The sequence below is a fragment of the Paraflavitalea sp. genome, assembly GCF_059502485.1.
Genome location: NZ_JCACET010000008.1, coordinates 625,699 through 646,511, shown reverse-complemented (window position 1 = coordinate 646,511; position 20,813 = coordinate 625,699). Strand labels below are relative to the sequence as shown.

The following is a 20,813-nucleotide window of genomic DNA, read 5'->3' as shown; positions in this document are numbered from 1 at the left end:
GCAGTCGATGCTGCCCACATTAATAAAAACGGCGAAGTTAGTGTACCCACTTACCGTGATATTGACAGGCAAGATTATGAGTTTATTATCATTTGAGCAGCTGTTGCTACATGATACAGCATTAAAAAACGATTAATGATCGGCGATCACTTCTTTTTCTATTTCCAGCTTGATCATAGGGGCAACATGATAATAAGCTGCAATGGATTCATTGATCATGGGAAGTATCTCTGACAATTGTTTCTGTGTGCGTGCATTCATTTCAATGGTGGTCATTTTACCGTGCAGGTCTTTCACCTGTATAATGCCGAGACTGCTTTTGAGCTTGTGGGCCAATTCAAATACCGCATCCCAATCTTCCTTGATGGCCAGTTGTTTCAACTCTTCGAGCCCCGATGGAACGGTGGTCTCGAATACTTTATAAATTTCCCTGATAACGTTGTTGTCGTTTAATTGTAGCAATATAGAGATGTCAAAGGCCGGATGGTCGACAATTGTTGCCATCGGCTGCGAACTCAGTTCTTCCTCTTTCCGGTCCAGGAGATATCTTTCGAGACAGCGGCGCAACTCTTCCGGCGCAAAGGGTTTGGCCACATAATCATTGGCTCCAATCTGCAGGCAGCGTTGTCTTTCGTTGCGCAACACACTGGCCGTTAATACAACGATGGGGACCGTGAGCCTTAACTGCCGGCGAATATAATCGGTAGCCTGGAAGCCATCCATCAACGGCATGTGGAGGTCCATCATAATAAGGTCGGTCTTGTTTTTCTCGAGCCAGCGAACGGCTTCTTTGCCATTTTCAGCTACCGTAACGGCCAGCTTGTATCGCTCCAGGTTGTATTGCAATACACGCTGGTTCACATCATTATCTTCTACAATGAGCACGTGCTTGCCGGAATAATCTTCCAGGTCTTCGGGCTGTACGATCGTTTTTATATTGCCGCGCACCACTTCTTCTTCTGTGCTAAGGCCGTATGGCAGCAACACCGTGAAGGTGGTGCCAGCGCCGGATTTACTGGCAACATGAATACTGCCTCGTTGTAATTCCACCAGTCGCCTGGTGATGGCCAGACCAAGACCTGTGCCTCCAAACCGGCGTGTTGTATCGGAAGACGCCTGGGAGAAGCTTTCGAAAATGAGGTTCACTTGTTTTTCATCGATACCAATGCCCGAATCGCTTACCTGCAGGCAAAGGATCACTTGTTCGTCTTCCTGCTCCTGTAGATTTATTTCGAGGGTCACATATCCTTTCTCGGTAAACTTGAGGGCATTACTCAACAGGTTCGTCAATATCTGGCCCAGGCGGTGCGGATCGCCCACGAGATGCAGCGGTACTGAAGGATGCAGCAAGGTAGAAAAGCTCAAGTCTTTTTGTTCGGCCTTCAACCTGAAAACAGCGCTAAGCGATTTTATAATATCTCCAAGGCTGAAAGGTATTTTCTCGATGCTGATCTTTCCTGCTTTGATCTTCGACAGATCAAGGATATCATTGATCAGCACCAGCAGGTTATCGCTCGACTGCTTGATCATTTGCACATATTCCTGCTGATGGGACTGGAGTGGCGTTTGCGCAAGGAGACCTGTCATACCAATGATGCCATTCATGGGCGTGCGTATCTCGTGGCTCATATTGGCCAGGAATTGCTCCTGCAGGGTTTCGGCAGTCTCTGCTTTCTGGCGGGCAGCTATCAGCTCCTGCCGCGACTTTACCATGTCGGTAATGTCTTTCATAAAACCGCTCACTCCGAGGAGCTGATTGTCTTTATCAAACAACGGGAATTTGATGGTGAGCAGGTGACGGGGGCCTCCGGGCAGGTATAATACATCTTCCAACTCTACCGGCTTGCGGGTTTCTATTACTTGTTTATCGGCAACGTTGTATCGCTCGGCAGCGTGTTTGTTGGCCTGCACATCGTGTACTGTTTTTCCGATGATCATATCGTCGGAGAGACCAAATACTTCTCTGCATTGCTTGTTGGTAAGGAGGTAGCGGCCTTCGAGGTCTTTTACGTAAATGATCAGCGGCGCATTGTCCAAAATGGCCTGGATGCGGTATTGATATTCCTTTTGTTCGTCTTCGATCTTTTGCAGCTTTTGCCGCACCAGCTCTTGTTGGGTTATATCTTTCACTACGCATTGAAAGCCCTGTACCCGGCCATCTTTTTCGAGCAGGATAACATCTTGTTCTACCCAGCGGATACCATTGTTCTTAAACCGGATGGGAAATACCATGGTGGTTTCGCGGGTACGATCCAGGAATTGCTGTTGGTATACGGCCGCGACCCTGGGTATCCATTCTTCGGGGATGAGGGCTGAAAAATGCTGGCCCAACATTTCCTCAGGGGTATATCCCGTCAATGCTTCTACCTGTTTGCTGATGAAGGTGAAGTTGCCATTGACATCAGCGGTATAAGTGATGACACCGGCATTTTCTACAAACTGGCGGTATTTGACCTCACTCTTTTGTAATTCGTCTTCTACATTGTGGCGCTTCACGATATCGTTGTTGAGGCGATACAACAGAAAAGCGATAAAGACCAAGACGGCGAGCGCGCCGATAATAGCTGTTTGTAAAGACTTGCGACTTACTTCCTGGCTTCTCAACGTTCTGGCGCTGAGCAGGTCGTTTTCGCTCGATCTCATATTGGCGAGGGAAATGGAAAAGCTATCCATCAATCTTTTACCCCGCAAGCTGCCAATAAGTTGTGCCCCTTCGGCAGGCGTTTGCCTGCTTGCCTGGACGACTTCCTGCTGGAAAGCCATCTTTGCTGCAACTTGTTTTTTGAGGTGCTGCAGCCGGGTGTATTGTGCCGGGTTATCAACTACAAGTTGGGTAAGACGATCGAGGTTTGTCTGCAGGGTTTTGTTGTGTTCGGGGAAGCCGATAATAAAAGTTGCATTGCCGGTGGCGGCATATCCACGAACTGCTGACTCTTCTTCGGTGACGAGAGCCTGCACCTGGTCGAGGGCTTTGATGACATCATTGGAGTGTGTGAGCCATAGTTGGGATTCCTGAGCACGGAAGCGATCTTTCCAGGACGACCAGATAAAGAAGGAGACTCCGGCCAGTACGATGAACAGCACAAATAATATAGGCATGTATGTCTTCATGGACATTGCGTATCAGAGTTATATAGGTTTTTACCGGCGGGGGTTCAAATAGTAAGTTACTATAATTTGTCTTGCAAGGGCTTGAAAATATCCAGGTAACCGGGCGGTTATGGGGCATAAATATTTCTTATAGAAAATTTGCCGTAGCGCATGGAGGAAAACTAAAAATCCCTATTTTTGCAACCCCTTAGGGGATATGATGTGGAAAGGCCGGTTAACGACCTGACAATCAGACCCGAAAAAGGGGCCGCCAGGAGCCTGAAAAGGTCATTTTGGCAAACATATTCCTCCTTAGCTCAGTTGGTTAGAGCATCTGACTGTTAATCAGAGGGTCTCAGGTTCAAGTCCTGAAGGGGGAGCGAAAACGAAGGGTTCAGATTATCTGAACCCTTTGTCGTTTATGCCATGTTACTTTAATCTTCTTTCCCTAACACTTCCGCTACCATTCCTTCCTGCATTTCAAACTTACTTTCCAACGTTGTACTATGAAATCCCCACGGTTCACTCAAAAAGCTGCGTAAATTAATGAGTTGGTAAGTAGCTTCGGAGTTATGCCGGAAAGCTGGCATGCACAAGATCAACAACTACACACCATGAAATACCTTATACTTATCCTTTCTCTTACCTGTTCTGTTGCGCTTACAGCACAGACTCAACAGCGACTTTATACTAACCTGGAGCATGAAAAGATGTTAAAGCTCCTGGATTCCACACATAATGAGTTGGTAAGGGTCGTGAATACGCTCACAGATTCTCAATTCTTCTATCATATCGATGCTGATACCTGGTCTGCCAATGACATTGTAGAACATCTGGGGCTTATCGATGAAGGCTATGTACGGGAGCTGTGGTTCTCACTTGCTCAGCCGAGCTTTCCTGCGAGTTATGTGGACTCTACTAAGGGGGGTGATGAAAAAGCAATGGCTTATGCTACACAACCGGAGAAAGGCAGAGCCAGGGGAACGAATTTGCCCAGTAACAGATACTGCAACAAGCAAACTTGTGTGCGCATTTTTACTGAAGCCAATGAGTTGGCCAAACAGTTTTTCACGGCTAATGCATCGAAGGACCTTAGAAGGTATTTTGTTTTCAGAATAGATAGCAAAGGCGTACGTACTATCAAAGACAATTATCAACTGGCTTTATTGCTTGTTGCCCATCGCATTCGGCATACTGATCAACTAAAAAGAATCATTGCGGACTCCAGGTTTTCGAATGCCCGCTGAAATATCCGTATCAACCAGGGCCTGCTTATAAATGCTACTTAAAAAATCATCGATCAACCTCAACACCTCGTCAAAGTTTGTTTCCAGTACCCAGTGGCTGCCATCGACAATATGAACCTGCGCGTTGGGTAAGTCCCTCTTGTAGCATACAGCCTCTTCCACATTGAAGAACGGATCATGTTTTCCCCATATAACGATAGCAGGAGGTTGATTAATACGGAAATACTCCTGAAAGACGGGGAACATTTTCATGTGATTCTTATAGTCACAATTCAGCTCGTATTGCATATCGATATTACCGGGCCTTTTCATAGAGTCCCAATCCAGTACCGGTAATTCAGGGCTTATTGTTGGTAATAATTCTTCAGGTACTCCTGCTGTATATTGCCACTTCACGCCTTCCTCGCTTAGGAATGTATACAGTTTTTTCTTTTTTTCAAGGGTAGGATTTTCCCAGTATTCTCTCATTTCGTCCCATATCTTTTCAACTCCTTCTTCGTATGCATTGCCGTTTTGGACAATTAGCCCTTCGATCTTTTCGGAATGACTCACGCATAATCGAAGACCGACAGGAGCGCCATAGTCATGCAAATAGATGGTGAATGACCGAAGGTTTATCTCATCCGTAAACTTGTTGATGTAAGCCGATATATTGCTGAACGTATATTCAAATTGATCTTTGGGCGGAAAAGCGCTGAATCCGAATCCGGGGAAATCCGGCGCCACCAGGTGGAACCTGTCTGCTAAAGCTGTCATCAGGTTTTTAAACATGACGGACGAGGTTGGGAAGCCAGGTAACAATAACACGGATGGATTTTTCTTATCGCCAGCCTCCCGGTAGAAAATGTCGATACCGTCAACTTTAATCGTTCTGTTGAAAATTTGTCTGCTCATAATGGTATGCCATCAAAGACTATGCCCCTGGTCGTTAGTATATTACTTCAGATAATCAATCATTTAGCAGGTGGCCCGTCGACCCTTTTTAGCTTTCCGCCAGCGGAGCACCTACTCAGGTATCTACCTTTGTAAAATAAATTTGCGCAACCGATCGGCTGCATGTATATTTGCAACCGAACGGCTTCTTATTTATTACTTATGAGACGAGACATTTTTCAAGCTATTGCAGACCCCACCCGCCGAGCGATCCTCGTTTTGATCGCCGTGCAGGCCATGACCCCGAACGCTATTGCGGAGCATTTCGACATCACCCGCCAGTCTATATCCAAGCACTTGCGCATTTTGTCGGAATGTGATCTCGTGGCCCCCAAGCAGGATGGCCGGGAGATCTTCTATGAACTAAAGATCGATAAACTGAAAGAGGTCGATGTATGGCTCGACCAGTTCCGGAAGATCATGGAAGAGCAGTTCCATCAATTGGATCAAGTATTGAATAACCTAAAAAATAAGAACAAATGAGCTTGTTATTTGATTTCACCGTTGACAAAGCAGCGCAAACCGTACACATAACGAGGGAATTTGATGCTGACCTGTCGCTGGTATGGGATGCATTTACCACAGCAGAAATCCTTGACCAATGGGTAGCTCCTAAACCCTATATGTCAAAAACAAAAGTTATGGACTTCAGGGTGGGTGGACGAAGGTTTTATGCGATGGTAAGTCCCGACGGACAAGAGCGTTGGGCAATTCAGAAATATACTTCCATCAGCCCCAAGACCCATTTTAAAATGTTTAACGCATTTGCGGACAAAGATGAAAACCCTGAATTGCCAGGTTCTGAATGGGATTACACTTTTAGCGAAGAGAACGGAAAGACAATAGTGCGTATTACTATTTATAACGAATCGCTTGCCCGGATGGAGAAGCTGATTGAAATGGGCTTTACAGAAGGATTTAAGATGTCAATGGTTAATCTGGAAAACGTGTTGAAGACTTTATCGCAAAAATGACTCTCACTTTCAAAACGACAATCAAAACAAATAAGTAGTAACGAATTTAATAACATAGAAAAATAACAACTATGGCACAGATCAATCCCCATGTTAATTTCAATGGAAATGCCGAAGAAGCATTTACCTTTTACAAATCAGTATTTGGCGGAGAGTTTACAAAGATCATCCGTTTCAAAGACCTTGCAAGCGCAGAATTCCCGGTAGCAAAAAAAGAAGAAAATAAGATAATGCATATTGCTTTGTCTATCGGTAAAGACAGCATGTTGATGGCTAATGATGTTCCGGAAATTATGGGAAGAACGAACGAAAATGAGAACAGGAGTAAAATTGTAGTAAGTGCGGAAAGTAAAGCAGAGGCAGACAAAATATTTAATGGGCTTTCCGTGGGAGGAGAAATAGAAGGACCTATTGGCGATAGTCCCTGGGGTTCCTATTTTGGTTGTTTCAGAGACAAATACGGTATTGAATGGATCGTGGAATTTGACCAAAAATAAAAAGGCCACCGATAGCGACCTTTTTATTTATTCCTTCTTGTGTTATTCTCTACTATTTACGAACGTTTCGAACTGCCGCCAAACAATTTCAGCGCGGCTATCACGGTGGGGCAAACCCCAATTATACTGGCCACCGTCAACCCCACAGCCGGCAAATAGAACATCCAGCTTACGGTGGAGAAACCGGTAAAGTAAATGCCAGTCCACAGGATGGCAGCCATGATGGCATACCATATACGCGTTGATACAGGTGCTTTCATGATTAAGACAGTTTAGCGGGTTGAGGAATGATACGGAGATAAGGCTTGACTGTTTTCCAGCCTTCCGGGTATTTTTCTTTTGCTTCTGCATCCGATACAGCCGGAACAATGATCACATCATCGCCGTTCTGCCAGTTGGCAGGTGTAGCCACTTTATGGGCGGCGGTCAGCTGCATGGAATCCAGTATACGCAATATCTCATTGAAGTTGCGGCCTGTGGTCATTGGATAGGTGAGCTGGAGCTTTATCTTCTTGTCGGGCCCAATAACAAACACAGAACGCACTGTCTGGTTGGTGGCGGCAGTTCTTCCGTCTGAAGTGCCCGGCTCTTCGGCTGGTAGCATTTCATACAATTTGACAATGGCCAGGGTAGGATCGCCAATCATGGGGTAGTTGACTGCCGCTCCCTGTGTTTCTTCAATGTCTTTCTCCCACCTCACATGGCTTTCTACCGGGTCTACACTCAAACCAATAATCTTGCAGTTGCGTTTGGTGAACTCCGGTTCTATCCGCGCCATGTAACCCAGCTCTGTAGTGCACACAGGCGTAAAGTCTTTGGGGTGTGAAAAAAGCATAGCCCAACCTTCTCCGATCCAGTCATGGAATTGGATAGTGCCTTTGGTTGTTTCTGCCGTAAAATCCGGTGCGGTGCTGTTTAATCGTAAGCTCATATTTGTTGTTTTTTAATTGATTGGTTGACAACACAAATATGAGCCAGTCGGTAAGCTATTTCTGTAACAGTTGTTACAAGCTGCTGTAACAAATGTTACAAATCCTTCAACAGCTTGATCTGCTTATTGTAGATGAGGAGTTTCTTATCGTTTTCCAGTTTTTTCAATAAGCGGGAGATCACCACTCGGTTGGTGCCCAACTCATCACCGATCTGCTGGTGGGTAAGATTGAGTACTGCAGAGCCTGTAACGCGTGATTTTTCTTTCAGATAGCCGATCAATCTTTCGTCCAGCTTTTTAAAGGCTACCTCGTCGATACATTTGATCATCTCTGTAAAGCGTCCCAATATGGTCGTCATTACATATTTTTTCCACGATGGATATTTCGCCATCCATTCTTCCATCAATGCTACCGGCACGCAAAGTAATGTGCTGTCTTCTTCTGCTGTTCCTTTGATCACGCTGGTTTGAGAAAGCATGCAGCAGTTGAATGTCATGGCGCAGCTCTCGCCTTCTTTTACGTAGTATAGTAATAGTTCCTGGCCTTCATCGTTGATCCGGCTCACTTTCACTACTCCATTTACCAGGAGTGGGACAGCCCTGATCGTTTGCCCAATGTTGAGCATGGTATCTCCGCTTTTTACCTCCATCAGCATTGACTTTGCTTCCAATTCTGCGAGTAGGGATGGTTCAAAGAATGGTGAAAACTTATCGATATAATTCAAGGGCTGATTGATCATATTAATGATTGTTGTCAATCTCCCGGAGAAAGTGTACAGCTTTCCCTTCGAAATTTGACTGTTTGGTTTGGTAACACCAAGGTACACCAGCGCGTTGGAATTACCATGTATTCAGGTGTTATCCAGTGGCTTGTATTTTTAAAAGCCCTGTCAGAATATGCTTACCTTAGTCTCCTTAAATCAATTACCTCCGTGACGCCAAAAGGGCCAAACATAACTGACAAGACTGGTTTATCCAATGGCCAGCCCCCTGCTGTCAGTATGTACCGCGTTATTCGCCGGTTGTTTGCTTTGCACAGGCGGTTAAAGCAACAGGAGCAGTATTGTAAAGCGCAAATTCCTGTACTGCTGGCCGAGGTGATGCGTGATGCACAGCATAGTTTTTCCCCGAAAGAAATACAACGGATCGCCAAGTATTATCAGCTTTCGCTGAACGTGCTATGCGACAATCTGTACCAGCTCACCGGGAATGAATTAAAAGAAGAAGAGCATAAAAGGATTATCCTGTTAAGTGTTTTCATGCCGCTGGTCGATGACTTGTATGACGATCAACTATTGCACCACGAACAAATTATCTCGCTGGTTACAGCACCGGAAGTGTACACTCCGGTAAACACCGCAGATCATGTGGTGAAGTCGTTGTACCTGGAATTGTTGCGCCTTACGCCCAGGCGGCAATTGTTCATCGAGTACTTGCAGGAGGGCTGTAAATGGGAGAATGAGTCGTTGAAGCAACTGAGTGAAAACATAACAGAAGAGGAACTTTACCAGATCACTTATAACAAGAGTTATTACAGCCTGCTGCTGTTTTATGCCATCCTGGACCATTATCCTTCGCCGGAGATGCACCAGCTGCTTTATCCAGCGGCTGGCCTGATGCAGCTTACCAATGATGCTTTCGACGTATGGAAAGATGTACATAATGGCCTGTACACGCTTCCCAATCTGTTCCGGAATTTTGAACAGTTGCAGCAACTGTTCCTATCGGAGATCGCTTCCATCAATCGCCAGTTATCTCAATTGCCTTACCCGGTACAAGCCAGGCAAAATTATGCTATCACTATTCATGCGCTCAATGCAATGGGGTGGATGTCGCTGGAGCAGTTGAAAAGGGTTACAGCTGATGTTTCAACGATTGAGGAATTAAAGACATTAAGCCGGCAGGAGCTGGTTTGTGATATGGACAACCTGCGACAATACATAAAGTGGATAAAACTTACCAGACGATTTACCAATCACTATGACGCTGCTTCTTCCGATACTGTTCACCGGTATCAACCAACGAAGGAACATGTGCTCTCTTCCTAATGGGTCTCGTATTATAAAAACTTAGGTGAGTCCATGTCGAGATCGCCTGCATCCGGCCACTTTCCCTCGGGAATACTCAGCTTGCCATGTGGCCAGCATTTCCAATCAGGTTTTATCTGCGTAGCTGTAACCAGGTTGTCCAACACTATCTCCATATCGCTCAGGCGCCACACGTCTTCATTGGGATCGTCTTCTTTTCCGGCAGAGGCAGCTATTGCCTCCTGACCGGTGCGGGATAATACCAATGTTGAACAAGGCGGGCTCCAACAACCCAGGCCCGCAAAAGCGAAATGAAGACGCGCCGCTACATCTGTACCACCTACGGAATCCATGGTCACGGCACAGCTTATAGGCTTTCCGAAAAAAGCAGGTGCATTCTCAAAGGCCGTCATCACTTCTAAAAAACGCTGGAGCGGTGAGCCCCAGTTGTTCCAATAAGTGCCTGTGGTTACAAAAAATCCACTGGAGCTGTTCAGTAAATCATGCACTTCGGCAATGCTACCCTTTACTTGCGATAGCGTAAGTATGTCAGCAGAAACGTTGTGTTTTTGTTTTAAATATGCTGCCGCCTGTTGCGTGATTACACCAGCATTTCCCAATTCTCCTCTTACAGAGCCATTGATAAGCAGGATGCTTGTATTGTTTTCCATTTTGATGCGCCTTGCCGCTTTTCAGGCAAATGTAGTTTATCCACCCTATTGGGCTTTCCATGGCGCATTGAAACGGTAACTGCCTGATCCTACCTTCAGCACAACGTATTCTTTCTCCTGGCCAGCCACCTGAATATCTTTGGATGCTGTTAGTGCATTGCCGCTTTCCGTTACATCACTGGCTGCGGCTGCAGGCACATAGACGGTTGCTGTTGTATTGGCCGGCACTTCTACTTCCAACGTCAGTTGGCCATTTTCGACCTTCCAGCCTGAAGATAGTTTTCCGTAGCGCGTAATGTAGCTGGCTGCCGCCTGTGTAAACGCTTTACCGATATGGGGCTTGATGGTAATCTTCTTATAACCTACGGCTCCTTCTTCGGTGTCGAGGCCCACCATTACGCGGTACATCCAGTCGCCGATGGCACCGTATGCGTAGTGGTTGAAAGAGTTCATGCCAGGGGTTTGAAAGGAACCGTCTGTCTTCTGGCCATCCCAACGCTCCCAGATGGTGGTAGCGCCCATCTTCACCGGATACAGCCAGGAAGGATAAGTTTCCTGCAGCAACAGGGTGTATGCCATATCTGAGTGACCGAAACGGCTGAGCACATGACAGAGATAAGGTGTGCCCAGGAAGCCGGTGGTCAAGTGATTGCCGTATTGTTTGATATTGTTCACCAGCCTGTCTGCCGCCTGTTGCCGCAAGGCTTCCGGCAGCATATCAAATTGCAGGGCCAGTACGTAAGAGGTTTGCGTGTTGCTTACTGTTGTGCCATTCGGCGTCGTGTATTCTTTTACAAATGCATCTTTGATCTTTGCCAGCAGGGCTGTGTAAGTGGCCACGTCTTCTGTTTTACCCAACACAGTAGCAGCCTTGAGCAACAGTTGCGTGGAATAAGCATAAAAGCATTGGGCGATCAGGTATTTGTTGGTGATAGCTGAGCGGCCATCCGGGTCATCGCCGAGGCTGTAAAACAACCAATCGCCGAAATGAAATCCCTTATTCCACAGGTTGTTGGTGCTTTGGCTCGTCATGTAGCCCACCCAGGCTTTCATGGAGGGGTATTGGTTTTCCAGTATTCTTTTATCACCGTAGGCCAGGTACATGTTCCAGGGTATGATGGTAGATACATCTGCCCAGCCGGCGCTACCGCCGTCATTGCCATTGAGTACATTCGGCACCACATGGGGCACAGCTCCATTGGCAAACTGATCGGCTGCTACATCTTTCATCCACTTGCTGAAGAAATTATCTACGTCGCGCAGAAAGGATGCCGTGCGGAAAAACACTTGTGCGTCTCCTGTCCAGCCAAGGCGTTCATCTCTTTGCGGACAATCTGTGGGCACGTCGAGGAAGTTGCCTTTCAATCCCCACTCGATATTGTGTTGCAGCTGGTTGATCATTTTATTGGATGAGGTAAAACTGCCTATCGGTTTTATATCGGAGTAAAGGGCAACGGCTGTAAAGTTTTCAGGTTTCAGTTCGCCGGGATAGCCTTCTACTTTCAGGAAACGGAAGCCATGCCAGGTAAAGTTTGGTTCAAAGGTTTCTTCTCCGCCGCCTTTCAAAATGTAGTTGTCTTCGGCTTTTGCTTTGCGAAGGTTGGTGATGTAAAAATTTCCGGCTTTGTCCAACACTTCAGCATGTGACAGCCTGATCGTGTCGCCCGCTTTTCCATTTACTTTGAGCACCACCCAGCCTACCAGGTTTTGACCGAAGTCGATGACCTGCTCGCCGGCAGGCGTTTTAAAAATACGCACCGGCTTAAAGGTTTCATGTTTCTTCACCAGTTCGTTGTAGGTGGCCACCAGCACATCTTTAGAGAAATCGGCTTTCTTTACACCACTCCATGTTTTATCGTCGTAGCCGGCAATAGCCCACCCTTTCTTTTCCTGCCGGGCGTCGATGGTTTCTCCATGATAAATTTCGGAATAGCGGATAGCTCCGGTGGAAGACTTCCAGCTTTCGTCGGTTATGATGTTTTCAGTAGAGCCATCGGTGTAAGTAATGTTCAGTTGAAACAGCAGGGCGATATCTTTTCCATACAGGTCTTTGCGTCCTTCCCATACCAGGTTGCCCCGGTACCAGCCATTGGCAAGGGTTACGCCGATAGCATTGCTGCCGGTTTTCACCAGATCGGTTACGTCGTACACCTGGTATTGTAAGCGTTTGTTATAACTCGTCCAGCCCGGTGTGAGGTAGGCATCTCCCACTTTCTTTCCGTTGATCTGTGCTTCGTACAGGCCATGTGCTGTGACGTAGGCCATTGCCGATTTGATCTTTTTCTTACTGTTGAACTCTTTGCGAAATAATGGGGAAGCCCGGAGGTTGTCTTCTTCGAAGCCCGGCACAATCCATTGGGCAGACCAGTCGGCCGATTTTAACAGGCCCATTTGCCAGAAGGCGGGTGTACTCCAGGCTGAAGCCTGCCCGGCATTGTCCCATACCCGCACCTGCCAATAGTAGCGCTTGCCGGAACTTAACGCTTCGCCATTGTAGGGAACGAGGATAGATTGATCGGAAGTGACTTTACCTGTAGTCCAGGAACTCTTACCGCGAGCAAGTTCTTTGGGATCGCTGCCTACTCTTAATTCATAGGCTGTTTGCAACACATTCCTTTTGGGAGAAACCAGCTGCCAGCTAAAGTGAGGCTTTGTGATGTCGAGGCCAATGGGGTTGCTTAGGTTTTCGGTGGCGAGGTTTTGTACCTGTACTTGCGCCATAGACAATGAGATACCAGCTGCAAATGCAGTAATAACGGCAATGAATTTCTTCATATAGCTTGTAATGTTCTTAAGTTAGCAAAATCTTAGCAAAGCATTGATTTCGAATATACAGAGCCTGTACAAGCTGGCTATCCTGCCGTGTCCTGCATTCGCTGATGTGTTTACAGGATATTTTTCAACTCTTCCTTTAACGCTGCTATGGCTTCAGCGTATCTGGCATGGCTCTTCAGTGTTTTGGCCGAAGGGTCGGCTTTGAGGATCTTACGTAATATGTTGGGATGTTCTATGCCTTCCGGAGTTACTTTATAAGCATCGATGATCAGCCGGGGCTTATTTTCGTCCTGGTGGGTATGAATGTCGAATACATGGTTGTTGGTCCGGAACCTCTCTGTACGGATCAATATCATATTCAGGCTTTTCTCTCGCCCTCCACCCGTTACTATTTGAATAACCTCCACCGTTATCTCCTTATTTGAAGCTTTGTCCAGTGGTGGCAGCTTCGCTTGCTTTGGGGCTGTTGCTTTCTTAACAGGCGTGGCTTTCTTTGGAGTAGATACTTTTTTACTTGTAGCAGGCTTCTTTTTAGCAACTGGTTTCTTTTTAGCAGTTGCTTTTTTCTTTGGTGCTGCTTTCTTTTTTCGTGGGGGCATACGCTGATTATGAAAGTAAAGTTAAGATGGTTTAAAGAACGGGAATATCGAACTCCACTGTTTTATCGGGCAGGCATCGTGTATCGTTGCAGGCGATGTAGGTGATTGATCCACGCAGGTTTGTTTTTACGGCTGCTTTCAGGGAGAATTTCTGCACAAACTCCAACTTGTCGCTATACTGATACTGTATAATGCCCAGGTTTTTATCCTCGTATTTTTCTTTCTTCCCTATTTCAGCAGCCTTGCCATTAATAATGATCAGCGGATTTTTTGTAAAGCTGATCTCGGTAGGTGCTGCTATTGCTTCTTTGGGTTGTATCTGCGAATAGATATGCCAGGGTGCATCGATGGCTGTCACTATATGCAGTTCATAGCTTTTATCTGCCAGTTTCTTTACTTCAAACTTCACGTGCACCGGGTCTTGCTGAGCATGGATATTCAGCGCAACTACTATCAGCAACAGCAATGAAAGGCATTTTTTAATCATATAAGGGGTTGTTTATGGGGGTCTTTTTTAGAGCGAATAGGCTTCGGAAAATGACTTCCTAAATATAATCATTAGCCGCATGTTTTTCGGTAAACGGCTTGATCTTTCAACGATTGCTTCAAACAGTACGAAATACCTGAAGTCTATGCAATGCACAGATTCTCAATTGTTTCTTTTCGAAAATAAATCTTCCGGAAATGTGAACCTTTTGCCAAATCTATTCAACCCATATGTGAACCATGTGTCAGGGATGTGTCTGTCATTGGTAAACACCCCCGTTTGACACATGGTTGGCACATGCCTGACACATGGAAGAACGAGAGAAGGGGGTGAAAGCGACTTTGTTGCAGGAAGCATACAATCAGCAATGTGAATTCTTAATTTTAGCGTATGAAATACATTTCTGTTTTGATTCCTGAGGGGGATATCAGCCTGAGTAATGTGGAGGGCATACACCACATTTTCGCAGAGGTGAACAAAGCTTATGCACGTGCCGGGAAGGCGCCTGCTTTCTCTTTTCAACTGGTGGGCAAGCAACGGAGTAATCTGATGAAGGAGGACTTTTTCAGTGTTCATACCAAATTCCTGATCACGGAAGATTTCAAAACCGATCTGCTGATCATTCCTGCATTGCATGGCGATATTTTCAAAAGCATGGAGGTCAACAAGGGGCTTTTGCCCTGGATTGTAGGTCAATATTCGAAGGGGGCTGAGATCATGAGTTTGTGCACCGGGGCTTTCCTGCTGGCTTCTACCGGCTTGTTATCGGGTCATAGTTGTGCTACGCACTGGATCCACGCCAATGATTTCAGGGAACGTTTCCCGGATGTGAACATGGTGGATGATAAGATCATGACTGATGAGAGTGGTATTTATACCAGTGGCGCGGCTTATTCTTACCTCAACCTGATCCTGTATTATATCGAGAAGCATACCACCCGTGATATGGCCATTTTGATCGCCAAGATTTTTGCGTTGGATATGGGCCGCACGAGCCAATCGCAGTTCATCATTTTCCAGGGCTACAAGCACCACAATGATGAGAGTATCCTGAAGGCGCAGGAGTTTATTGAAAGCAACTACCAGGAGAAGATCTCTGTAGACGAGATCGCTACTCACGTTGCTCTGGGTAGAAGGAACTTTGAGCGACGCTTCAAGACGGCTACTTCCAACTCTGTTTTTGAATACATGCAGCGGGTGAAGGTAGAGGTTGCCAAGAAGCAACTGGAAAGCGGCCGGAAAACCGTGAATGAGGTAATGTATGAAACCGGCTACACCGATATCAAGGCTTTCCGCGATGTATTCAAAAAGGTAGTGGGCATGTCGCCGGGTGAATACCGGGACAAGTACAATCGCGCCGTCGCTATTTAACCAGCTTTGGGGCTAACTCCTTTCTTACCACCGGAGCTACTTGTGTACCGAACAGTTCTATGGCGCGCATGACCTGTTTGTGTGGCACCGGGCCTACGCTCATCTGCGCCAGGAAGCGGGTATTTTGAAACAGCTCATACTGGTATAGTATCTTATCAATGATTTGTTGGGGGCTTCCTACCAGGAGGGGACCGCGCGGGCTGCGCATGGCTTCAAACTGTTCGCGGGATAAAGGAGGCCAACCACGCTCACGTCCAATGCGGGTCATAATTGCTGCATAGGAAGGATAGAATTGGTCAGCGGCCTGCTGGCTATCGTCTGCAATAAATACATGGGAGTTGATGCCTACCTGCAGTGAATCCAGGTCATGGCCGGCTTGTTTTGCCGTGTTACGATACAGCTGAATAAGTGGTGCAAAGCGGTGGGGCTCGCCGCCAATGATGGCCAGCGCCAGGGGCACTCCCAACTTACCGGCTCTTGCAATAGATTCGGGTGTGCCGCCTACAGCTATCCAAATGGGTAACTTCTGCTGATGAGGGCGTGGGTAAACGCCGAGGTTATTGATAGCCGGACGATGTTTCCCTTTCCAGGTAATCTTTTCGTTTTCGTTCAGCCTCAATAACAGCTCGAGCTTTTCGGAATATAATTCATCGTAATCTTTCAGGTCGTATCCAAAGAGTGGGAATGATTCTATGAAGGAGCCGCGGCCTGCCATGATCTCGGCACGACCGCCCGATATCAGATCAACAGTGGCGAAGTCCTGGAACACGCGCACGGGATCGTCGGAGCTTAATACTGTAACAGCACTGGTGAGTCTTATTCTTTTTGTTCTTGCTGCTGCGGCCGCCAGCACAACGGCGGGTGATGAAACGAGGTATTCCACCCGATGGTGCTCGCCTACTGCAAATACATCCAATCCCACCTGCTCGGTCAACTCTATTTCTTCCATGAGGTCCTGCATGCGTTGGTGGGCACTGATCACTTTTCCTGTCACCGGATCGGGCATGTGGTCTACGAATGTGCAAATACCTAATTCCATATTGTTTGTTTTGACTGCTGCAAAGTTCAGTGTTATAACAATAACAAGTTCATTTGAGTGAGGCGGTGGGTGGTATACTACGGGGAACCGAGAGGAAGTTTAGCCGGAAAGACGAAAAGGCGGCAAGAGCCGTCTTCGACGGTAATCGGGTAAATAACAAATGGAGTCCCGAGAGACTCCACTTGTTTGTTTTTAACTATAAGCCGACGATAAACTCGTTATTCCTGCATCATGGGCCTGGCCATTTGCTGATGTTGTTTGATCAGCTGTGCCCGGTATTGCGAAGGGGTCATTCCTTCAAATGCTTTGAACCATTTGGTAAAGTTTGAAGGGTCGTAGGTAAGTATCTGTGCTACGTCTGCCACTGCATACTGCGTATCCTGCAGCAGGTCTTTGGCGATGACCAATATCTTCTTCTCAAAGAAATAACACGGATGCTTGCCGGTATGTTCTTTAATGACGTTGCTAAAGTGGCCGGGATGTATAAACAGCTGCTTTGCAAAGTCTCTCAATTCGAACATAATATCTGTCCTTCCCTCTACGATGTCTTTTAAATGCTCATCGATGAGGGTAAGGTAGTTTTGAAAGATCTCTTCATTGCGGCTGATCATATTGGCGGCCTTTCTATTATTAACGAATGAGTATGGTTTTTGTTCGTTCTGAGTTCCAATCGCCGCATGAAGGCATTGATTGTTAACGTGCTATCCTTTTGCAGGGTGAGCCGCCCTTTGAGGGCGACCCACCCTGCAAAAACTTACACTTCCCTTCTCAGTACCTCTAGCGGTGGCCTGTTGACCACGCTGCGGCTATTGAAAATGCCGATGAGAATGGTAAGCAGGGAGATGGCGACGAACAGGATGGCTACAGGCCACCAGTCGGGCGAAAAGCTTGTTTTGAAACTATAGCGTGCCAGTGCCCAGCTACCTACAAGAGACAACAGGATGCCGGTGGCTGCTGCCAGCGCACCGAGGAAAAAATATTCCAGTGCTGTAATGATGAGTATCTGCCGGCGGCTACCGCCCAGTGTGCGCAGTAATACGCTTTCCTGCATGCGCTGGTATTTGCTGATGAGTACGGATGCGATGAGAACAATTAATCCGGTAATGATGCTAAAGCCAGCCATGAAGCGTATTACAAATCCTATTTGACTGAGTACATCATCCAACACTTTCAGGATGAGGTGGAGATCAATGATCGAGATGTTGGGATAGTTGCGCACTACTGTTTGCTGGAACCGTGCAGACACTTCCGGAGAAGGCACACGTGTGATGAGCACGTGGAATTTTGGTGCAGGTTCCAATACGCCCGGCGGGAATACTACCCGGAAGTTGGTTTGTACGCGCTGCCAGTCAACCTTTCGCATACTTCCTACTACTGTTGGCACCAATGCGCCCTGCACGTTGAAGAGTATGCTGTCGCCCATTTTCACATTGATGCGCTGGGCGTATTGTTCTTCCATTGAAATGGGAACTATGTCGCCGGGGTATTTAACACGCGGTGATAATTTTCCGGCAGTGAGCTTTTCGGAATCGGTGAGTGAGTCGCGGTAAGTGACCCGGAATTCCCATTCGAATGCACGTTCGGATATTTTGGAGTTGGTATCTTTCTTTACATCGGCTGCTGTTTTTCCATTGATGGCTTCGATGCGCATGGTTACGATGGGCACCTGCTGCAGGATGGGTAGCTGGAAGTTCTTTGCCAACTGGGTAACGGAATCTTTCTGGCTGTTTTGGATATCGAACAGCACCATGTTGGGCTGGCTACCGCTTCCGGTTAAGCTAACCCGGTTGATGAGTATCGTTTGGATAAAGTACAAGGTGCTGATGAACAGGGCGCCCAGGCCAATCGTCGTAATGAGGGTGAGGGTTTGGTTGTTGGGGCGATAGAGGTTAGCAAATCCTTGTCGCCACAGGTAACTCCACGAAGCAGGAAAGAAGCGACGAACCAGGAACATCAGCAGGCGTGCGATGCCTGCCAGTATGAGGAACGCGAGGAGTATGCTCACTGTAAAGATCATGGCCTGTATCCAGCTATGTACCTGCCACCACGTAAACACTATTACGAATGCCAGGATCAGCAGGTATACCAACCACCTGAACGGATCACGGAAGGAGCGGGCAGGTTCTAAGGATAAGCGCAATGTGTAGAGGGGTGATACTTTGCGCACAGAAAGCAGCGGCAGCAAGCCAAAGAGTGCGGCAATGATTGCTCCGAGGGCAATGCCTTTTCCAATGGATGGCCAGGATATGCCGGCTGTTATTTCAATGGGCAGAAAATCTTTCAGTACGGATGGGAGTACTTGTTGTATCAACGTGCCCAGTATAGCACCGAAGATGGCACCAATGGTACCAATGCCCACAATCTGGATCAGGTAGATCAGGAATGCCTGCACGGAGTTAACGCCCAGGCAACGCAGGATAGCAATGGAGCTGATCTTCTCTCTGATGTAAATATGAATGGCGCTCGCTACACCAATGCAGCCCAGCAACAGGGCTATAAAACTGATGAGGGTAAGGAACTCATTCACGTCTTCGAATGAGCGGCCCGTGTTTCTTTTTCTTTCTTCTACGGTATCGAAGTCGAGTCCTGCTTTTTCTAATCTCGGCTCTAAGTCTTTTACAACATCGGCCACTTGTGATGACTCGTTGAATTTATAATAGAAGTTGACGCCTACGCGACTGCCTTTTTGTACCAGTCCGGTTTGGTCGAGGTATTTGAGTGGGATGTATACCGGTGGGGCTACTGTGGTGGAGAGCCCTGTGCGGCCGGGTGCTTTGTTGAGCACGCCAGCGATGGCAAAGGTTACATCACCAACCTGGATAGAATCGCCTACCTGTGCATTGAATTGCAGCATCAATGTTTTATCGACCAATGCCTGCTGCGCCAAGCGGAATCCTTTGCCTGCCGCTACCGGCGTTGTTTCCAATGCTCCATAATAAGGGAAGTCGCCCTGCAGTGCGCGCACTTGCACCAGACGGGTGCCGCCACTTTTGGAGAAGTAGATCATAGAAGCGAACGTGCGCTCTTCTGATCGCTGGTCTCCCAGTGAATCTAACAGGGGGCGCATCTTTGGATTGACCGGCTTATTGCTTTCCACAACAAGGTCGGCGCCTACCAGGGTTTGGGCCTGCTTGTCGATATCCTTGCGCACGTTATCGCCCAATGAAAAGGTAGCTACCAAGGCGGCTATGCCCAATATGATGGATGATACAAACAGGAAGAGGCGGGAGCGGTTGCGGCGGCTATCACGCCAGGCCATAAGGAGGAGCCACCGGAAATTAAGTTTCTTCTTATAGATAAATCTGTCCCTATCCATTAGCTGTGTTTCAAGATTCTGTCAATGCTGATTAGTTGTTCCGTTCGTCTCCTACCAGGTGGCCGCCTTTGATCCTGATGATGCGCTTTGTTTGGGCGGCCAATTCGAGGTTGTGGGTAACGATGATGAGGGTGGTGCCGGCTTCCTGGTTCAAGTCGAATAGGAGCTTGATAACCTTATCGCTGGTCTCTGCATCGAGGTTGCCAGTGGGCTCATCGGCAAAGAGTATGCGGGGTGCATTGGAAAAAGCGCGGGCCAGTGATACGCGCTGTTGCTCGCCGCCCGACAATTGCATTGGGTAATGGTGTACCCGGTCGGCCAGACCTACTTTGTCCAGCAGCTCCATGGCGCGTGGACGTATATTCTTTTCGCCTCTCAGCTCCAATGGTACCATTACGTTTTCCAATGCTGTAAGCGTGGGCAGCAATTGAAAGTTCTGGAAGATGAACCCTACATAGCGGTTACGGACCTGTGCCCGTTCGTCTTCGCTCAATTCGTTGAGCCGGATGTTATTGAGCTCTACGGCGCCACTGCTGGCACGATCGAGCCCGGCGCAAAGGCCCAACAGGGTTGTCTTTCCACTGCCGGAAGGTCCAACGATCGACAGGGTGGAACCTGCTTCTACTGAAAAGTTGATGTCATTGAGGACATGCAGGGTGTGTCCACCTCCCTGATAAGTTTTGCTTAAATTCCGGATATTCAGAATAGTCTCCATAAGTTTGTTTAGTCGTGCCGATCATTGTTATATTACCATTACCGGCACAGAATTTACAGGCATTGTTGTTGAAGGCTCGTGGTTCACCACTTCCTTGAAAATACACCATTAAACGAACATAAAAAGGCGCTACATGTTTAA

At 47.2% G+C, this 20,813-nt stretch carries 19 protein-coding genes and 1 tRNA gene; 7 read left to right on the top strand and 13 right to left on the bottom strand.

Features of this window, described 5'->3' with window-relative positions:
* Positions 1–132: 132 nt before the first annotated feature.
* A complete protein-coding gene (locus tag AC5JBY_RS05415; protein ID WP_495903541.1) occupies positions 133–3,117 on the bottom strand; it encodes a PAS domain S-box protein in 2,985 nt (994 codons plus the stop codon).
* A gap of 279 nt (positions 3,118–3,396) precedes the next feature.
* Between AC5JBY_RS05415 and AC5JBY_RS05410 the strand changes: the two genes are divergently transcribed.
* Both AC5JBY_RS05410 and AC5JBY_RS05405 read left to right on the top strand, forming a co-directional pair.
* Positions 3,397–3,470, top strand: a tRNA-Asn gene (locus AC5JBY_RS05410).
* A gap of 234 nt (positions 3,471–3,704) precedes the next feature.
* The gene (locus AC5JBY_RS05405) at positions 3,705–4,337 is read left to right on the top strand and encodes a DinB family protein (protein WP_495903540.1); all 633 of its coding nucleotides are present in this window, start codon (positions 3,705–3,707) and stop codon (positions 4,335–4,337) included.
* On the opposite strand, the gene AC5JBY_RS05400 is transcribed toward AC5JBY_RS05405, so the two are convergent.
* On the bottom strand, positions 4,293–5,231 hold the full coding sequence (locus AC5JBY_RS05400) for an alpha/beta fold hydrolase (RefSeq protein WP_495903539.1): 939 nt from the start codon (positions 5,229–5,231) through the stop codon (positions 4,293–4,295). The two genes, AC5JBY_RS05405 and AC5JBY_RS05400, sit on opposite strands and share 45 nt — an antisense overlap.
* A gap of 201 nt (positions 5,232–5,432) precedes the next feature.
* Between AC5JBY_RS05400 and AC5JBY_RS05395 the strand changes: the two genes are divergently transcribed.
* The 3 genes from AC5JBY_RS05395 to AC5JBY_RS05385 all read left to right on the top strand — a co-directional run bounded on the left by AC5JBY_RS05395 (position 5,433) and on the right by AC5JBY_RS05385 (position 6,741).
* Positions 5,433–5,753: an ArsR/SmtB family transcription factor gene (locus tag AC5JBY_RS05395; protein WP_495903538.1), complete on the top strand. Its 321-nt coding sequence runs from the start codon at positions 5,433–5,435 to the stop codon at positions 5,751–5,753.
* Positions 5,750–6,244, top strand: a complete 495-nt coding sequence (locus AC5JBY_RS05390) for an SRPBCC family protein (protein WP_495903537.1) — start codon at positions 5,750–5,752, stop codon at positions 6,242–6,244. Before AC5JBY_RS05395 ends, AC5JBY_RS05390 begins: the two co-directional genes overlap by 4 nt.
* Positions 6,245–6,315: 71 nt before the next feature.
* Positions 6,316–6,741 carry a VOC family protein gene (locus tag AC5JBY_RS05385; protein WP_495903536.1) on the top strand — a complete coding sequence of 142 codons (426 nt, stop codon included), beginning with the start codon at positions 6,316–6,318 and terminating at the stop codon, positions 6,739–6,741.
* Positions 6,742–6,797: 56 nt separating this feature from the next.
* On the opposite strand, the gene AC5JBY_RS05380 is transcribed toward AC5JBY_RS05385, so the two are convergent.
* The 3 genes from AC5JBY_RS05380 to AC5JBY_RS05370 all read right to left on the bottom strand — a co-directional run bounded on the left by AC5JBY_RS05380 (position 6,798) and on the right by AC5JBY_RS05370 (position 8,412).
* Complete coding sequence (locus tag AC5JBY_RS05380; protein WP_495903535.1) at positions 6,798–7,001, bottom strand: hypothetical protein; 204 nt, start codon at positions 6,999–7,001, stop codon at positions 6,798–6,800.
* Positions 7,002–7,003: 2 nt separating this feature from the next.
* Positions 7,004–7,672 (bottom strand): peroxiredoxin, encoded by a 669-nt coding sequence (locus AC5JBY_RS05375; protein ID WP_495903534.1) that lies wholly within the window; start codon positions 7,670–7,672, stop codon positions 7,004–7,006.
* A gap of 95 nt (positions 7,673–7,767) precedes the next feature.
* A complete protein-coding gene (locus tag AC5JBY_RS05370) occupies positions 7,768–8,412 on the bottom strand; it encodes a Crp/Fnr family transcriptional regulator (RefSeq protein WP_495903533.1) in 645 nt (214 codons plus the stop codon).
* Positions 8,413–8,604: 192 nt separating this feature from the next.
* On the opposite strand from AC5JBY_RS05370, the gene AC5JBY_RS05365 reads away from it, so the two are divergent.
* Positions 8,605–9,720, top strand: coding sequence for a class 1 isoprenoid biosynthesis enzyme (locus AC5JBY_RS05365; RefSeq protein WP_495903532.1), 1,116 nt, complete (start codon positions 8,605–8,607; stop codon positions 9,718–9,720).
* Between the two features lie 11 nt (positions 9,721–9,731).
* On the opposite strand, the gene AC5JBY_RS05360 is transcribed toward AC5JBY_RS05365, so the two are convergent.
* From AC5JBY_RS05360 to AC5JBY_RS05345, 4 genes are all read right to left on the bottom strand, one after another.
* Positions 9,732–10,370, bottom strand: coding sequence for an NAD(P)H-dependent oxidoreductase (locus tag AC5JBY_RS05360; RefSeq protein WP_495903531.1), 639 nt, complete (start codon positions 10,368–10,370; stop codon positions 9,732–9,734).
* A 45-nt stretch (positions 10,371–10,415) separates the two neighbouring features.
* Entirely contained in the window at positions 10,416–13,145 is a 2,730-nt protein-coding gene (locus AC5JBY_RS05355) for a family 78 glycoside hydrolase catalytic domain (RefSeq protein WP_495903530.1), read from the bottom strand.
* 110 nt (positions 13,146–13,255) lie between these two features.
* Positions 13,256–13,744, bottom strand: coding sequence for a hypothetical protein (locus AC5JBY_RS05350; protein WP_495903529.1), 489 nt, complete (start codon positions 13,742–13,744; stop codon positions 13,256–13,258).
* Between the two features lie 31 nt (positions 13,745–13,775).
* Positions 13,776–14,231, bottom strand: a complete 456-nt coding sequence (locus AC5JBY_RS05345) for a protein-disulfide reductase DsbD domain-containing protein (RefSeq protein ID WP_495903528.1) — start codon at positions 14,229–14,231, stop codon at positions 13,776–13,778.
* A 390-nt stretch (positions 14,232–14,621) separates the two neighbouring features.
* Between AC5JBY_RS05345 and AC5JBY_RS05340 the strand changes: the two genes are divergently transcribed.
* Entirely contained in the window at positions 14,622–15,602 is a 981-nt protein-coding gene (locus tag AC5JBY_RS05340) for a GlxA family transcriptional regulator (protein WP_495903527.1), read from the top strand.
* Here AC5JBY_RS05340 and AC5JBY_RS05335 read toward each other — a convergent pair.
* The 4 genes from AC5JBY_RS05335 to AC5JBY_RS05320 all read right to left on the bottom strand — a co-directional run bounded on the left by AC5JBY_RS05335 (position 15,595) and on the right by AC5JBY_RS05320 (position 20,672).
* The gene (locus AC5JBY_RS05335) at positions 15,595–16,641 is read right to left on the bottom strand and encodes an LLM class flavin-dependent oxidoreductase (RefSeq protein ID WP_495903526.1); all 1,047 of its coding nucleotides are present in this window, start codon (positions 16,639–16,641) and stop codon (positions 15,595–15,597) included. The genes AC5JBY_RS05340 and AC5JBY_RS05335 overlap by 8 nt on opposite strands.
* Positions 16,642–16,859: 218 nt before the next feature.
* Positions 16,860–17,252 (bottom strand): helix-turn-helix domain-containing protein, encoded by a 393-nt coding sequence (locus tag AC5JBY_RS05330; protein ID WP_495903525.1) that lies wholly within the window; start codon positions 17,250–17,252, stop codon positions 16,860–16,862.
* Between the two features lie 143 nt (positions 17,253–17,395).
* A complete protein-coding gene (locus AC5JBY_RS05325) occupies positions 17,396–19,957 on the bottom strand; it encodes an ABC transporter permease (protein ID WP_495903524.1) in 2,562 nt (853 codons plus the stop codon).
* A 31-nt stretch (positions 19,958–19,988) separates the two neighbouring features.
* The gene (locus AC5JBY_RS05320) at positions 19,989–20,672 is read right to left on the bottom strand and encodes an ABC transporter ATP-binding protein (RefSeq protein WP_495903523.1); all 684 of its coding nucleotides are present in this window, start codon (positions 20,670–20,672) and stop codon (positions 19,989–19,991) included.
* Between the last annotated feature and the right edge of the window lie 141 nt (positions 20,673–20,813).

Bases quoted from the DNA above. Each gene is read 5' to 3' on its own strand.
- AC5JBY_RS05395 (WP_495903538.1), top strand. From the start codon at position 5,433: ATGAGACGAGACATTTTTCAAGCTATTGCAGACCCCACCCGCCGAGCG.
- AC5JBY_RS05385 (WP_495903536.1), top strand. From the start codon at position 6,316: ATGGCACAGATCAATCCCCATGTTAATTTCAATGGAAATGCCGAAGAA.
- AC5JBY_RS05380 (WP_495903535.1), bottom strand. From the start codon at position 7,001: ATGAAAGCACCTGTATCAACGCGTATATGGTATGCCATCATGGCTGCC.
- AC5JBY_RS05400 (WP_495903539.1), bottom strand. From the start codon at position 5,231: ATGAGCAGACAAATTTTCAACAGAACGATTAAAGTTGACGGTATCGAC.
- AC5JBY_RS05345 (WP_495903528.1), bottom strand. From the start codon at position 14,231: ATGATTAAAAAATGCCTTTCATTGCTGTTGCTGATAGTAGTTGCGCTG.
- AC5JBY_RS05340 (WP_495903527.1), top strand. From the start codon at position 14,622: ATGAAATACATTTCTGTTTTGATTCCTGAGGGGGATATCAGCCTGAGT.
- AC5JBY_RS05390 (WP_495903537.1), top strand. From the start codon at position 5,750: ATGAGCTTGTTATTTGATTTCACCGTTGACAAAGCAGCGCAAACCGTA.
- AC5JBY_RS05415 (WP_495903541.1), bottom strand. From the start codon at position 3,117: ATGTCCATGAAGACATACATGCCTATATTATTTGTGCTGTTCATCGTA.
- AC5JBY_RS05335 (WP_495903526.1), bottom strand. From the start codon at position 16,641: ATGGAATTAGGTATTTGCACATTCGTAGACCACATGCCCGATCCGGTG.
- AC5JBY_RS05370 (WP_495903533.1), bottom strand. From the start codon at position 8,412: ATGATCAATCAGCCCTTGAATTATATCGATAAGTTTTCACCATTCTTT.
- AC5JBY_RS05325 (WP_495903524.1), bottom strand. From the start codon at position 19,957: ATGGATAGGGACAGATTTATCTATAAGAAGAAACTTAATTTCCGGTGG.
- AC5JBY_RS05350 (WP_495903529.1), bottom strand. From the start codon at position 13,744: ATGCCCCCACGAAAAAAGAAAGCAGCACCAAAGAAAAAAGCAACTGCT.
- AC5JBY_RS05360 (WP_495903531.1), bottom strand. From the start codon at position 10,370: ATGGAAAACAATACAAGCATCCTGCTTATCAATGGCTCTGTAAGAGGA.
- AC5JBY_RS05355 (WP_495903530.1), bottom strand. From the start codon at position 13,145: ATGAAGAAATTCATTGCCGTTATTACTGCATTTGCAGCTGGTATCTCA.
- AC5JBY_RS05330 (WP_495903525.1), bottom strand. From the start codon at position 17,252: ATGATCAGCCGCAATGAAGAGATCTTTCAAAACTACCTTACCCTCATC.
- AC5JBY_RS05375 (WP_495903534.1), bottom strand. From the start codon at position 7,672: ATGAGCTTACGATTAAACAGCACCGCACCGGATTTTACGGCAGAAACA.
- AC5JBY_RS05405 (WP_495903540.1), top strand. From the start codon at position 3,705: ATGAAATACCTTATACTTATCCTTTCTCTTACCTGTTCTGTTGCGCTT.
- AC5JBY_RS05320 (WP_495903523.1), bottom strand. From the start codon at position 20,672: ATGGAGACTATTCTGAATATCCGGAATTTAAGCAAAACTTATCAGGGA.